The sequence below is a fragment of the Chitinophaga chungangae genome, from assembly GCF_017742215.1.
Lineage (GTDB): Bacteria > Bacteroidota > Bacteroidia > Chitinophagales > Chitinophagaceae > Chitinophaga > Chitinophaga chungangae.
In genome coordinates, this window is record NZ_JAGHKP010000001.1 from 1,495,603 (window position 1) to 1,509,600 (window position 13,998).

Below are 13,998 nucleotides of genomic sequence, written 5' to 3' on the forward strand. Positions count from 1 at the left end.
TGCCGGCCTTTCACCCATGCTTTGTGCCTGCTTCGGCGTGTACGTACTACATGACCGAATAATTGCTATTTTGCGCCGCATAAGCAATTATATCATGTTGAAACAACAGAAGAATCTGCTATCCTGGCTTGGCGAAAAAGAGTGGCTGGCCCCCCTGTTATGGTTCGGCCTGTCCCTGGTCGTCGCGCTGAAGGAGTTTTTCAGCGGCAACTACAACAATTACACGATCTTCAAGCACGTTTATCTTCACACCATCAGCGGGCAAACCCTTTACGGGCCTTATCCCGAATATTTCGATGTGAACAACTACGGGCCGCTGTTCAGCGTACTGATCACGCCGTTTGCCCTGATGCCGGATATGGTGGGCTCCATTCTCTGGATGCTTTTCAACGCCCTCATTCTTTTCCTCGCCATCCGCCAGCTGCCGCTTACGCGCATCCAGCAGAACCTGGTGCTGATCTTCGCCGCGCACGAACTGATGGCCGCCAGCAGTTATTTCCAGTTCAACCCTATCGTAGCCGCCTGCCTCATTTTCAGCTTTACGCTTATCCGCAAAGGGAAAGAGTTCTGGGCCGCGTTTTTTATTATGTTCGGCGCGTTGACGAAACTTTATGGGATCGTGGGACTGTCGTTCTTTTTCTTCTCCAACAACAAGTGGCGGCTGATCTACAGCATGGTGATATGGGGCGTGATTTTGTTCGTGCTGCCGATGGTGCTTTCTTCCCCTTCGTATATCGTGCGGAGTTACAGGGAATGGTATGAAGCGCTGGTATTTAAAAATGAGCGCAACAAGCAGTTCGACAAAGGCATTTACCTGCAGGACATTTCCGCGATGGGTTTTATCAAACGTGTGTTCAACCTGCATTACATGAGCAATCTCTGGGTGATAGTGCCCGCGCTGGTGCTGTTCGTCGCGCAATACCTGCGCCTGAAATACCGTGAATACACGAGCTACCAATTGTATATCCTCTGTTCCGCTTTGCTGTTCACCGTATTGTACAGCAGCAGCTCCGAATCGCCGACCTATATCATCGCATTTCCCGCAGCCTGCATCTGGTACGTAATGCAGCCGAAAACCTGGCAGAACAATGCGTTCTTCATTTTCCTGCTGATCGGTTGCAGCTTCTCGCATTCCGACCTGGTAACGCCCTGGGTGAAAAAGAATATCGTGGTGCCGTATGCCTTTAAAGCATTTCCCTGCCTTGTGCTGTGGCTGGTGATCGTGTACCAGGTATTGACGCGAAGATTTTTACGAACTGTTTAGATATGAAAGGCCGCTCTCACAGGGCGGCCTTTTTTGTGCATTAAAACGAAGGTTCATCCGTGCAGGCAAACACCCGCCACCGGTAATATGCCTTTAAAAATATTCCCTTTCACCTGGTCGCAAAGGTGCGCTTGTCTTTTACCTGGTAGCTGCCCGCTTCAGGCCCGAAAGAACGCACCAAACGGTTCCAGGAATTGATCTGCGCAATGGTCAGCGTAAGCACGGCGATCTCCGCTTTGCTGAAAAAGTTGAGCAGGTCGTCGTGCAGATGCGCGGTGTGCGTTTCCGCGGGCATATGGGTGAGCTGTTCTGCGAAGGCCAGCACTGCCTGTTCTTTGAGCGTGTAGCAGGTAGCGTCGCGCCAGGCGGAAAGGGAAAGAAGGCGGATGGGGTCTTCACCTGCATGCGTGGCTTCCTTGTAGTGCATGTCTATACAATACGCGCAGCTGTTGATCTGTGAAACGCGCATCTGGATGAGCTTTACCAGCTTCGGGTCTATCCCTGATTTATAAATGAATGCCTGTACGTTGGTCATGGTTTCCATGAGCCCCTCGGGAATGTCCTGTTGAGTGATCCGTGCCATAAAAATGAATTTTATATAAAGACAACGCTGCGGCCCGGAATGTGACAGATTCCCGGATTATTTTTCCAGGTTAGATAATTTATCCGGGTTGCGGATCATGAAAACGTTGCTGATGGCGCCTTTAACGAAAGTAAATACCTGGCAGTTGATCAATTTGCCATTGTTGTACCACAACACCGCGGGCTGGTTGTTGACGAAGGTGGGATGCGGCTCCAGGTGCGCGTACATTTTTTTGTACAGGCCGGCCAGCAGGGCGATGGCGTCTTTTTTTCCCGTCACGGGATGAAGGGCCGCGATGGCTTTGCCGCCGCCGTCGGAAATCACGGTGATGTCTTCGTTCAGCAGCCGTTCCAGCGTTTCGATATCGTTGCGCATGATGGCGTCGCGGTATTTCGCGAGGTCTGTGTCTGAATACGCCTGTATGTTCGGCGTTCCAAGCTGTTTGCGGGCGCGGGCGAGCAGCTGGCGTGAATAATCTTCGCTGATGTTCAATGTAGCGGCGATATCCGCATGATCGTAGTCGAAGGCTTCGCGGAGAATGAACACGGCGCGCTGGCGCGGGTTGAGCCTTTCAAGCAGCACCATGAGCGAGTAGGAGAGCACATCGCTGCGCAGCAGGGAATGGTCCGCCCTTTCGGTGGCGACGGGCTCGGGCAGCCATTGGCCGGGATATTCCGCGGCCTGCGACTGCTGTTGTTTTTTACGGTTGATGGAACGGTTGATGACGGTCCTTACAAGATAGGCTTTTTCGTCGCGCACCTGGCTTCTGTCTGCCTGCATGTAGTGCAGGTAAGCATCCTGCACGATATCTTTGGCTTCTTCCAGCGAACCGGTAATATTATAAGCATAAGTGGTCAGCAATGGTCTGAGCGTTTCCATGGCCGGAAATTAGCTGAAAATCGTTAACTTCCCTATAACCATATTGAAACGGAACCATATTCAGTAACCAAAACAGTTGAAGTATGAATCGCAAAACCCTGCTTTGCCTTGCATTGTTGGCAACGGCATTCATGACCCGGACACAGGCCCAATCCACCCCAGGAAAATTTTATATGAAAGTAGCCGGCGGATATTTTTTCAGTGTTTCTCCCGGTCAGTTCCCCGATGTGGGGCCTTACCCCCCGAGAGACGAACACGTGGCCGTTAACCCGGCCACCGGCGCCACCACAACGATTTCAGAGCGGGTGCTCACAGGTTCTTACGGCGAAGGCGTGCGCGGCGGGCTTTCGTTTGGGTACACGCTCAATAAATATTTCGCCATCGAAGGAACGTTCAATTATTTCCACAGTAAAAAGAACCTGATGACGAAAAACGTAACCACCGTTCAAGGCACCAATACGGTGGTAGGCAGCATCGAATCGCACGGGCATGTGAACGCCATCGATTTCGCGCCGAGCCTGGTGGTAAGCCCGGGATATGAAAAATTCAATCCTTATGTGCGTTTCGGGTTTGTAGTGCCGCTGTGGGGCAAGCTGTACATCGAAACGGATGCAACCCGCACCAGCGCTGTGCCCGGGCAGCCCGCGGCAGTAGTGGCGCAAACCGCCATCCACCGGAAAGAAGAGATCAAACCGAACCCGACCTTCGGTTTCCAGGGCGCGCTGGGCTTTAATTACGCGGTGGCAAGGCGGCTGGACATTTTTGCCGAAGCCGAATACCGCAACGTGCCCGTACGGAGCAAAAGCAAAGAAGTGACCGAATACGACGAAGTAACACGCATCGTCAACACCGCCACCGGCGCGGAAGTAGGCCGGCAAACCCGCAATCTCAACGACCTGAGCACGGCGGAACGTGAAACGGAATACGTTACCGTGCTGGACCAGAATTCCAACACGCCCACCGGCACTACCGGCACCACCACGCAATACAAAAATAACGATGCACCGGCCAACGATCTGAAATCCTACATCAACATCGGCGGCCTGGGCCTGAATGCGGGCGTACGGTTCCGGTTCTGATACATTTTTACATGAAAAACAAAGGCGGAAGGAATACTTCACCAACCGCCCCCGCCTCCTCCTCCGCCGCCGCCGCCGGAAGAACCGCCGCTGCTGCTGCCGCTGCTCCAGCTGGAACTGCCGCTGGAACTGCTGCCCGAGCTGCTGCGTGGAGGTGTGGGATCGATGCGGGCAGTCATAAAAGAGGAAGTGAAGCCGTTGGAGAAAGAAGATGAAAAACGCGTGTAGTTCATGCGTTCGCCGTCGTACCAGGCCGGGTCGTAGTTCGCCTGCTCCAGCACGGTGTTGAACTTTTCCGCCCATTCGTTCTCCAGGTCCAGCGCAATGGCGTAAGGCAGGAGTTTTTCAAACAGCTGGGGCGTGCGTTCGGGTGGCGTCAGCATATCCAGCCGGTGCTCTTCGGCTGTTTCAAGATACATCCTGAACCCGTCGATCTTTGCGGCCATATTGGCGCCCAACGGCGTGGGCGCTTTGATCAGCCGGATGTAAACCACGTACCCCACCACCGCCGCGATCATAAACGCCAGCGCGGCAAAGGGGATCTCTTCCATCACCAAAAAAACAAACACCAGCGGCACGATCGTAAACGGAAGCCCGAAAACCAGGTACACCGCGGCCGAACAACCTTCATGCCGGTGTTTGTAACCGGCCATGAGCATGCCTACGCCCACCCCGAGAAACGGCGTGAGGAATAACAGGATGAAAAACGAGCCGGCCTTCGTGAGCAGCATGTAGAGGAACAGCGTAACGCCCGTAAGCACGCCGCCAATCAGGATCTGTTTGGTATTGGGCAGGAAATAATCCCTAATGCGGTATTGTTCCTTTAACGAAGTGTTAAACGCATTGCCGGCGCTTTCGAATATCCTGTATTGTTTATTATCCAGCTTGATGGATTCGCGGGAGCTGAGCAGGCCTGAAAACAGCTGCTGTTCTTCTTTTGGAAGGTTTTTCGGCGCGCTTTCCAGTTTTTCGATGGTGTATTCTTTCCGCGACGTTTCTTTGATGCGGATCGCTTTTTTCACTGCCAGGCTTACCAGCGCGGCGGTATTGCCTTTGCTGTCTGTGCTGCGTTTGTAAAGGTACCGCAACGCGGCCGGCGAAAGCCCGTCCGGCGGCTGGAAAGCGGGCACCGTTACCGGCTGCCCGGGATCGACGCCGTGTTTTTTCCAGCTGAAATAAAAATACAGGAACAGGCCCAAACCGCCGAAGAGCGCGAGCGCGATGGAACGGAAGTTCTCATACAATTCCCGCAGGCGGTCCCCAAAGCCCGGCGGGGGCGGCCGCATTACGATGCCGGCGGTAAACGCCGGCGCGATCGTGAAACCGTTTCCCGGTTCCAGCATTTGCGTGGTGGAAAAGGTCGGGGCACCTTCAGGACTATACGAAATAGTGCAATTGCTGGCGGTAGAGCCGTCTTCCCCCGTATAACAGGCCGCCTGCACCATTTTGGCGCCGTACGGCAGCATCACGGTGGCGCTGGCTTGTACGATGGGAAACTGCCAGCCCGCGCCCGTCACGTTCCAGTAAAATTCGTCGAAGCTGTCGAAGAAGCCGACATGACCGGTGGTGCTGTAAGTAATGGCGTATTCGTACACACCGGTTTCCAGTTCCACATCGGCGCTGCCGATGCGGATCACGAGGTCGCCGTCTTTTTCCGATTCGTTGTATGGTTCAGGCGCACCGTCTTTCAGCACCTCGATAACGTGTATGTCTACACGTTTTTTATTGCCGTATTTGTTTTTCCGGTAAAGCGGGATGTTGCGGAAGATGCCCCTTTTGATGTAAGTGCCGGCGGTGAACACTTTGATGTGCTCCGTGATCAGCGCTTCGCCGGTGGTGTCCAGCCGTATGTCCGAATGAAAACGGATGATGCCGTCGGAGTACAGGGGATGGGCGGGCTCTTCCTGAATATGCAGGGTACTGTCCGTTTCCTGCGCGGGCAGCTGAGCGCAGCAAAGCAGCAGGCAAAGGGCCAAAAAAAGATGTTTCATGAAAAGCTCACATTGGGTGTTTCGCGGTGCGCGGGGTTATCGATCTCGAAGAACTCGCCGGAGCGGAATCCGAACATGCCGGCGATAATGTTGGTCGGGAATTTTTCTACGAGGTTATTGTTTTCGCGTACGGTACCGTTGTAGTACCGGCGGGCCGATTCCAGGTTGCTTTCGATGTCTGCCAGTTCAGCCTGCAGGGCTGTGAAATTAGCGCTGGCCTTCAGGTCCGGGTAATTTTCCGCGACGGCGAAAAGAGAGCCGAGGGCGCGGGTAAGACCGGCTTCCGCCTGCATTTTGTCGTGCGGCGAAGCGGCGTTCATGGAAGCGGCGCGGTAACGGGTCACCTGTTCCAGCGTTTGTTTTTCATGCGCGGCGTACCCTTTTACGGTTTCCACGAGATTGGGGATGAGGTCGTAACGTTTTTTGAGGCTGACATCTATCCCGCTCCAGCCTTCTTTCATAAGGTTCCGTTTGCTCACCAGCCCGTTGTAGCCTGAAACGGCCCAGATCAGCAGGATGGCGGCCACCGCGATGATGCCGATGGTAATTCCCATAATTTCACAGGTTTTATGAAACAGGAAATTAACTATAAAAAACGGATCAGCATAATGCGGGCGAACGCAGTTTTTTCAGCATGGCGTAAAACAACGCAAACATGGCCGCGAACAGGACCGTGAACCCCCACACCTCCGCATGCCGGAAAGGATGGATAAAATGCAAGGCAATGCTGCCCAGCAGCGCCTGCGGCGCGGTAAATATATCCCAGCTGTTGAACCGCAGGAACCTGCCAATGTAAATACCGTAACCGCAAAGAAGGGAAGCCGTGGCAAGACAACCATACACCGCGCGGCGCGGCAACATTCCTTCCAGGAAACGCTCTACCTGCATGAGCGAGATCATACCTGTCCACAGGCCATTCCACGCGGCGGTAGACAGCAGGATCAGGTCGAACCATTTGGGCGCGGGCGGTTTGGCGTGAAAGTGGAACAGGTCGGTAAGCACGTAAGGAGCGTTGGGGAAAAACAGCAGCCAGCCCGCAAGCAGCAGCATGTTGCGGATGCCCGGTTTGCCGGCGGGTTGCAGCCGCGAGCTGAACATCAGCGGAACAAAGGCGAGGAAAGTATTCCAGGCAAGAAATACGTAAGCCGGGGTTTGCGTAAAATACATGCGACCGGCCAGCAGCAGGCACATGAATGCAACACCGGGCAGCAGCATTTTTCCGTAGGGTTTCATATGAATGCGAATTGAAGTTTGGTATCGGGGGAAATGATGCGGTGAATGTTCTTGTAGTATTTATACCGCATTTTGCGCACGAATGTGGCGTAGGTATTGCCACCGGCTTTAAAAAGCTCGCGATGGGCGAACCACATCACGTGCACGGTGGAAAAATAAAATACACGGTAAACGGCTCTGCGCCACAGCCTGGCGAAAGGCGTTTTGCCGGTGAATATCTGTTCAAGCCTTTCCCGCTGAAATTCGATGTGATAAGCTTCGTCGATCAGGATGTCGCGGCAGATCTGTTTGAGGAGAATGCAGTGCGTAGCGTCTTTCAGCGCCTGGTAAAACACCTGCGCGCCGCTTTCTACGGTGAGCACCGCGAGCGTCCAGGCTTCCATGCTGGTGTTAAAATGACGGGCCCTGCGGAAAAGCGTATCGCCCCAGTTGTGTTTGATCCTTGGCCGGGCGATGCGGTCGAGGTATTGACCGAGGTTTTCGCCGTGTTTTTGTTCTTCTTTGATAAAAAGCTGGATGGCTTCTGAGAAATGTCCGTCGCCGGTTTTACGCGCATGCAGGAAAGCCGCGCGCAGCAAATGCCGTCCGTCCGACGTTTCGCCGAGCTGCCATGCCTGCAGGTGGGGCAGGATGGTTTTTATTTGCGAAGGGGTGAGGGAAGGGGAAAGGTCCCAGTTGATGCGGTGATGCGTGGCGTTATGGCGGAAAAACAGGACCCATTCTTGCGTTGAATGCATAAGGTTATTTTTATTCGCTTTGTATCACAAAGTGAAAGAGTGAAAAATAAGGCTGATGGAACAGCCTGTTGCGATCAGGAATAGTATATTTGAAAAGTACTTTGAATTACAAAGTAAATAAACAAATGAGAAATTTCCAAATCTGAGTGCCGCCATAAATGCTAAAGAAGCGTTAAAACGGGTTTTTAGGCAAAAAATGTTTATATTCGCATAATGACATGCAGATCGTTATACCAGCAAATGCGCCACCGCGCAGTCCGTCCCAACAGGGATGCGGCGCCGCTGTATACCTGCATCAGTAAGCCATTCCGCACATTCTGCAAGAAGTTGTATTACTTCTCAAATTTTAAGGACTTCAATACGCTTGCCCTGAACCATCATTGATCACGCCAGGGTTCAGGGGCTTCCTATTTTATTGTTTTTTAGTTTTTATTAGAACGAAATCGTTATGACCGAGAACAAGGAAAACGTTCCGGTCAGCGGTATGGTACTGGTGCTTCTCGTTATTCTCAACGCGGTCGTATTGCGCGCGGGGCTTACGAAAAGTACCGGCTGGTACTGGGCCTTATGCCTCACTGTTCCACTGCTGCTGATCGTTTCCCGGAACGCATGTAAAAAACAGCCCGACACCGTGCGCGGCAACCTGGGCGGGCAGCTTCGCTGGCTGCTGAAAGTCTGGTAAGCCGCCGGAGGCACGATGTTTGCACACACCGGAACAATCATTTTCTCCGTGGCGGGAAGCCCGGATCTCCTCCATTCATATTCATTTTCGGCGCCGCCTTTACAGGCCGGGCCGGAATTTTCATTCATGTATAAAATTATGACCGATGCAAAAGACAAAGACAAACATGCAACCCGTATTCAGAAAAGACGACTTTGAAATATTACAGGCCTGCCTGCAGGAAGACGAGCGGGTGAGCACTTTTACGCCGGACGTAGTGGAATCTTTACTGGCGGATTTCCGCAAGGGAAAACTCGTCAGCAAAGAAGAATTCCCCTCCGACGTGGTGCGGCTCAACTCCCGTGTGGTCGTGCAGGAAGCCAACAGGGACAAAGAGATGGAAATCACCATCGTAATGCCCGAAGAAGCGGATATCAAACAACGCAAAATTTCCGTCATGGCGCCCGTTGGCGTAGCCCTGATCGGTTTCCGGCAGGGGCAGGAAGTGATGTGGCCCGTGCACGGCGGCAATAAAAAGTTCCGCATCAAGGAAGTGATCAACGACAACGAATAATATATTACCGTTAATAGCTCATATTTTGGAATACGAACAACCGGCGCTTTTACTGGCGCCGGTCTTTTTTACTGCCGACCGGTAAAAATGAATACGCCTTTTTTACCCTGATTCGGTAAAAAGTACCACAAAACCCCTGAACAGTCATTGGCGGCGCCGCGCTTCCGGCGTACCTTTACATTGTCATGAAACAGACCATCCCGGTATATGATATTTGCACCATCAGCGCGGGCCATCAGCACCAGGACCTGCTGGCGGAACGGCTGGCCGGTTACCTCCGGAAAAACTACCAGCGGGTGCATCAGCAGCATGGGCACGACTTTTACCACCTGGTGCTTTTCACCAAAGGCAACGGCGCCCATACGCTGGATTTCACCAGATTCGCCGTGCATCCCTGGCAGATCTATTTCATGATGCCCGGGCAGGTGCACAGCTGGCATTTCGGGGAAGGAACGGACGGTTATGTGATCCACTTTTCCGCTTCGTTTTTCCATACTTTCCTCATGCAGCACCAATATCTCGAACATTTCCCCTTCTTCAGCGGCAACAGCAAAGAGCAGGTACTCAACCTCCCGGCGAACGGGCGGGAAGAAATAAGAAATGTTTTCGAGCAGATACTCGATGAAGCCGCCGGCCCCAACGAACCGGATATGGTACGCGTGCTGCTGCTGCAATTGTTCCTGCTGGTGAACCGCATGACGGTGAAAAGTCCGCCGAAAGCCGTACCGCAGCAAAAACAGCTCGTGCTGCGCAATTTCAGGCAGCTGATCAACAAACATTACCGCCGCATCCGCCTGCCGAAGGAATATGCGGAACTGCTGTACATCACGCCCAATCACCTGAACGCGCTCTGCCAGGACCTCCTGGGCAAAACCGCCGGCGAGCTTATCCGGGAACGCGTGCTGCTGGAAGCAAAACGCATGCTCACCAACGAAGACCTCAGCGTGACGCAGATCGCTTCCGACCTTAACTTCGAAGACAATTCCTACTTCTCGCGCTTCTTTAAAAAATATGAAGGAACAAGCCCTGAAGAATTTAGAAACAGTTTAATCTGAATACCATGTGTGCCGAAAGAACAGAACACAAACCGAACCTTTTGCTGAGCGTATTGGGTAACAAATGCCCCCGTTGCAGAAAAGGCCGGTTGTTCGAAACCGCCCATCCCTACCATCTTTCCCGCTTTATGCGTATGAACAGACGCTGCCCGGAATGCGGCCAGCTTACCGAGCCTGAAACGGGTTTTTATTTCGGTACGGGGTATGTAAGTTATGCCCTCGCGATAGCCGCCAGCGTGGCTACGTTCGTGGCGTGGTGGGTATTGCTGGGTTTTTCTTTGGAAGACAACAGCGTTTTCTGGTGGCTGGGTGTGAACGGGTTTGTGCTTGTAATGATACAACCTTTGCTGATGCGGCTTTCGCGAAGCATCTGGCTTGCCTTTTTCGTGTATTACGATAAAAATTGGCGCGCCCGGAAACTGTTGGAAGCGTAACTGGTTTATTGTTCCACTTCCTTGAAAATGTGGTTGCATTTGTCCGCCACATCGTGTATGATCTCGTCCATTTCCTTCGCGATCTTTTCTATGTAAGCCAGCAGCGGCAGGTTGTCCTGATGACCGAGGTTTTCCTTGTCCAGCGCCGCTACCACGCCGAGCATGGACGCTACGGGCCGGCGCAGGCTGTGGGAGCCCATGTGCGCCACTTTTTTCAGCTCTTCCACGTACGTCTTTTTATCGTCAATGTCTTCTATCGCGCCGATCATGCGGTAGGGTTTGCCTTCCTGGTTGTAAAGCACGTACCCGCGGTCGTACACATACCGGTATTCCCCGTCCGCGCAGCGGAAGCGGTATTCCACCGCCCATTTTTTGCCGTGCCGCGAGATCGTTTCTTCGAGGCTCTTTACGGCGGCCTCTTCATCGTCAGGATGCACGTGTTGCCGCCACCATCCGGCTTCTGTGCTGCCCGCGGGATGGCCGAAGAGCGTGTTCATATTTTCGTTCCAGAGCACGTTGTCGGTACGGAGGTCCCAGTCCCAGATAACGTTATGCGTGGCGAGGTTCACGATATTGTACCGTTCCAGCGCGCGTTGCAGGTGCAGTTCCTGGTTTTTTCTTTCGGAGATGTCGCGGGCGAAACAGGCCACGCCAACGATCTTCCCGTCGTCGTTCACGATGGGGTTGAAGGTGATCTCTGCCGTGGAAAGCCCGATGTTGGCCATTTCGCGGGCTTCCTCGATGGTTTGTTTTTCGCCGCCAAGGCTTTTCCGGTAATACCCTTCCCATCTTTTTAATTCGCCTTCGTCATCAGACAATATGGGTTTCGAGCCGAGGGAAATGTTTATGCCGGTAAAATGGAGAATGGTGTCCTGGTAGGCTTTGTTGAACGCGGTGAAACGCAGCTCTTCGTCTACCGCCCATATGAGGTCCCCCGTACTGTTGATCATGGAATTCAGCAGCACTTCGTTGCGGGAAAGGGCTTCGTAGGCTTCGTGTTTTTCGGTAACGTCCCACACGCTTACGATCTCGACATCGCGGCCTTTGTAAACGGTGCAGAAAGTGTTCACGTCTACATACATCAGCGCGCCGTTTTTTTTAAGATGTTTCCAGGTACCGTAATCGTGGAAACCGGGGTGAACGGTTTTGTGGGATTCGAGCAAACGGCTTACTTCTTCCGGCGGGCGTATCTGCAGGATGGTCATTTTCAGGAATTCTTCCAGCGAATAGCCGTAAAGGTCCAGCGCCGCGTCGTTCACATCCACAAAACGCAGGGTTTCCCGGTCGTAGACCCACATGGGTTGCGGGCTTTGACGGAAGATGCGGATGTAGGCGGTTTCGGACGAAAGCAACGAACGTTTGTATTTTTTCAGCAGCAGGTACAGCAGGCCGGAAGAGATCAGCACAAAAAGAACGCCTTTGGTGTAATTCCCTTTCCAGAGCAGGCTGGGCGTGTTCTCGGAGAGCCACCGGAGGAGCGAATCGGTGGTTAAGACCCAGGTAACGCCGAACAGTAAAAAAATAAAAACCGTCCTCGCAGGAGACAGTAGGTTGATCATAAGTTAACTTAATTTCAGTGACAGGTGCCGGTACCTCCAATATAACGAAATTTCGGGAGGGCATTGCATTTCCCGGCGGAGAATCGTATCTTTTATTTTCTTCCTAAAACCCTTTTTATGACACATACCCGCCGCAGTTTCCTGCAATATTCCGCCTTGCTGGGCGCATCAGCATTCTCCTCGCCGCTGGCCGGGCTGGCCATGCCTTCTGACGGTAAAAAACTGGGCGTGGCGCTCGTGGGCCTGGGCGGTTACGCCACCAACCAGCTGGCGCCCGCGCTGATGCTGACCCGCAACATCGAGCTGCGTGGCATCGTGACCGGCACGCCGTCCAAAATTCCCGTCTGGAAAGAGAAATACAAGATCCAGGATAAAAACGTCTATAACTACGAAACGTTCGACCGTATCGCGGACAATAAGGACATCGACGTGGTGTACGTGGTGCTGCCCAATTCCATGCATGCGGAATACACCATCCGCGCGGCAAAGGCGGGCAAACACGTGATCTGCGAAAAACCCATGGCCGTGAGCGTGAAAGAAGGGCAGGCGATGATAGACGCGTGCAAACAGGCCGGTAAACAGCTCGCGATCGGGTACCGGCTGCATTACGACCCGTTCCATCTCGAAATGATGCGCCTCACCCGCGAAAAAACGTTCGGGGCGGTAAAACTGGTGGAAGCCAGCGACGGTTTCCGGGCGGGCGACCCGAACCAGTGGAGGCTGAAACACGCGCTATCCGGCGGCGGCCCGCTGATGGACGTAGGTATTTATGCTATCCAGGGCGCCAGATACACGGTAGGGGAAGAACCACTGGCGGTTACCGCGCAGGAGTTCCCGAAAACGATGCCGGAGAAGTTTAAAGACGTGGAAGAATCGCTTTCCTGGCAGCTGTATTTTCCCAGCGGCGCCATTGCGCATTCCTTTTCCACGTATGCCGCGGGCGTAAACCGCCTGTATGCCGCCGCCGAAAAAGGCTGGTACGAAGTGAACAATGCATTCGGTTATAGCGGACAGGTAGGGCGCACCAGCAAAGGCCCGATGGAAATACAGCACATCAACCAGCAGGCCGCACATATGGACGGCGTGGCGTTATCCATTATCAACAATACGCCCAACATCGTACCGGGAGAAGAAGGGCTGCGCGATATGAAAGTGATCGAAGCGATCTACGCTTCCATTGCGGCGGGCGGTAAAAAGATCCAGATCAGTTAAGGGTGTGGTCCAGTTCGAGAACGGCGTTAAAGAGGAACTCGCCGCGGTCGGCGGTGAAGGCTTTTACTTTTACGGCAGTTTGGTAATTGAGTGAGGTGAACAGTTCGTCCGGCTGAAGGGAACGCAGTTCCAGCAGGGAGTTTGGCTGGTTGTCGTGCAGTTTGACTTTGATGGGCCAGATATTGAGCTCGGATACGATGATGCCATGCAATTGAAGGTTGTTTTCCTGCACGCGCAGGAGAACATGGCGGCCTTTGAGATAATCGGTAACAGCAATAGGTTTGCGGTAGGGAAGTTTGTATACGATCAGGGAAATGATAAATCCCAGCCACAATAACAGGAATCCCCACCACTCAAAGGTCCGGGGAGAAATGAAGTTCATGCCGAAAAAAAAGATGGAAATTATTCCCCAGCAGCCCAGCCAAAGTTTTTTGCGGAGTACCGGGCTGTTTCTTTTGTATTGGAAACGCGCGATCAGCCAAAAACCAATGGCAAAAGGGAGCGTGTTTAGCAGTATGATGGCCATCGAAGCCGAAACGTCGCCCGGTGAAAACCAGTATTCCATCAATGCGGTATAGATAACGGCCGGCAAAGCGCTGATGACAGTCGTAAGCCAAACCTTCAAAGTGTACAGGAATAATTTCATGATGCATCAAATAAATAAAGAATAAACCGTCTTTCCAATACCTGAAACGCAGTAATTTCCTACGGTTGTTTCCACACCGGCTTTTTTGTAG

The 13,998-nt window shown here is 53.0% G+C and carries 15 protein-coding genes; 7 read left to right on the plus strand and 8 right to left on the minus strand.

All coding sequences use genetic code 11. The features are described from left to right. The first annotated feature begins 94 nt into the window (after positions 1-94). A complete protein-coding gene (locus J7I43_RS06275; protein WP_209144360.1) occupies positions 95-1,264 on the plus strand; it encodes a glycosyltransferase family 87 protein in 1,170 nt (389 codons plus the stop codon). 109 nt (positions 1,265-1,373) lie between these two features. Here J7I43_RS06275 and J7I43_RS06280 read toward each other — a convergent pair whose 3' ends face one another. Both J7I43_RS06280 and J7I43_RS06285 read right to left on the minus strand, forming a co-directional pair. Beyond that, positions 1,374-1,847 carry a carboxymuconolactone decarboxylase family protein gene (locus tag J7I43_RS06280; protein WP_209144362.1) on the minus strand — a complete coding sequence of 158 codons (474 nt, stop codon included), beginning with the start codon at positions 1,845-1,847 and terminating at the stop codon, positions 1,374-1,376. Positions 1,848-1,904: 57 nt separating this feature from the next. Further along, a complete protein-coding gene (locus J7I43_RS06285; protein ID WP_209144364.1) occupies positions 1,905-2,726 on the minus strand; it encodes a sigma-70 family RNA polymerase sigma factor in 822 nt (273 codons plus the stop codon). A gap of 83 nt (positions 2,727-2,809) precedes the next feature. Between J7I43_RS06285 and J7I43_RS06290 the strand changes: the two genes are divergently transcribed. Continuing rightward, on the plus strand, positions 2,810-3,805 hold the full coding sequence (locus J7I43_RS06290; RefSeq protein ID WP_209144365.1) for an outer membrane beta-barrel protein: 996 nt from the start codon (positions 2,810-2,812) through the stop codon (positions 3,803-3,805). Between the two features lie 38 nt (positions 3,806-3,843). On the opposite strand, the gene J7I43_RS06295 is transcribed toward J7I43_RS06290, so the two are convergent. The 4 genes from J7I43_RS06295 to J7I43_RS06310 are packed head-to-tail and all read right to left on the minus strand — an operon-like array spanning position 3,844 to position 7,766. Next, complete coding sequence (locus tag J7I43_RS06295; protein WP_209144366.1) at positions 3,844-5,796, minus strand: DUF2207 domain-containing protein; 1,953 nt, start codon at positions 5,794-5,796, stop codon at positions 3,844-3,846. Next, positions 5,793-6,350, minus strand: coding sequence for a LemA family protein (locus tag J7I43_RS06300; RefSeq protein ID WP_209144368.1), 558 nt, complete (start codon positions 6,348-6,350; stop codon positions 5,793-5,795). The genes J7I43_RS06295 and J7I43_RS06300 overlap by 4 nt, the downstream gene beginning before the upstream one ends. Positions 6,351-6,396: 46 nt before the next feature. Continuing rightward, positions 6,397-7,029 (minus strand): DUF1361 domain-containing protein, encoded by a 633-nt coding sequence (locus J7I43_RS06305; RefSeq protein WP_209144371.1) that lies wholly within the window; start codon positions 7,027-7,029, stop codon positions 6,397-6,399. Next, positions 7,026-7,766 carry a hypothetical protein gene (locus J7I43_RS06310; RefSeq protein ID WP_209144373.1) on the minus strand — a complete coding sequence of 247 codons (741 nt, stop codon included), beginning with the start codon at positions 7,764-7,766 and terminating at the stop codon, positions 7,026-7,028. Before J7I43_RS06310 ends, J7I43_RS06305 begins: the two co-directional genes overlap by 4 nt. 448 nt (positions 7,767-8,214) lie before the next feature. Here J7I43_RS06310 and J7I43_RS06315 point away from each other — a divergent pair, with 448 nt between their 5' ends. The 4 genes from J7I43_RS06315 (at position 8,215) to J7I43_RS06330 (ending at position 10,490) form a co-directional block, all read left to right on the plus strand. After that, positions 8,215-8,448: a hypothetical protein gene (locus J7I43_RS06315; protein WP_209144374.1), complete on the plus strand. Its 234-nt coding sequence runs from the start codon at positions 8,215-8,217 to the stop codon at positions 8,446-8,448. Between the two features lie 145 nt (positions 8,449-8,593). Then, positions 8,594-9,001, plus strand: coding sequence for a GreA/GreB family elongation factor (locus tag J7I43_RS06320; RefSeq protein WP_209144376.1), 408 nt, complete (start codon positions 8,594-8,596; stop codon positions 8,999-9,001). Between the two features lie 185 nt (positions 9,002-9,186). Continuing rightward, positions 9,187-10,056 (plus strand): AraC family transcriptional regulator, encoded by an 870-nt coding sequence (locus J7I43_RS06325; RefSeq protein WP_209144378.1) that lies wholly within the window; start codon positions 9,187-9,189, stop codon positions 10,054-10,056. Positions 10,057-10,190: 134 nt separating this feature from the next. Beyond that, positions 10,191-10,490, plus strand: coding sequence for a hypothetical protein (locus J7I43_RS06330; protein WP_209144380.1), 300 nt, complete (start codon positions 10,191-10,193; stop codon positions 10,488-10,490). A gap of 5 nt (positions 10,491-10,495) precedes the next feature. On the opposite strand, the gene J7I43_RS06335 is transcribed toward J7I43_RS06330, so the two are convergent. Next, entirely contained in the window at positions 10,496-12,049 is a 1,554-nt protein-coding gene (locus J7I43_RS06335) for a PAS domain S-box protein (RefSeq protein WP_209144382.1), read from the minus strand. Positions 12,050-12,166: 117 nt separating this feature from the next. Here J7I43_RS06335 and J7I43_RS06340 point away from each other — a divergent pair, with 117 nt between their 5' ends. Then, positions 12,167-13,261: a Gfo/Idh/MocA family protein gene (locus J7I43_RS06340; protein WP_209144384.1), complete on the plus strand. Its 1,095-nt coding sequence runs from the start codon at positions 12,167-12,169 to the stop codon at positions 13,259-13,261. On the opposite strand, the gene J7I43_RS06345 is transcribed toward J7I43_RS06340, so the two are convergent. Then, positions 13,254-13,907 carry a hypothetical protein gene (locus J7I43_RS06345; RefSeq protein ID WP_209144385.1) on the minus strand — a complete coding sequence of 218 codons (654 nt, stop codon included), beginning with the start codon at positions 13,905-13,907 and terminating at the stop codon, positions 13,254-13,256. The genes J7I43_RS06340 and J7I43_RS06345 overlap by 8 nt on opposite strands. Positions 13,908-13,998 lie beyond the last annotated feature (91 nt).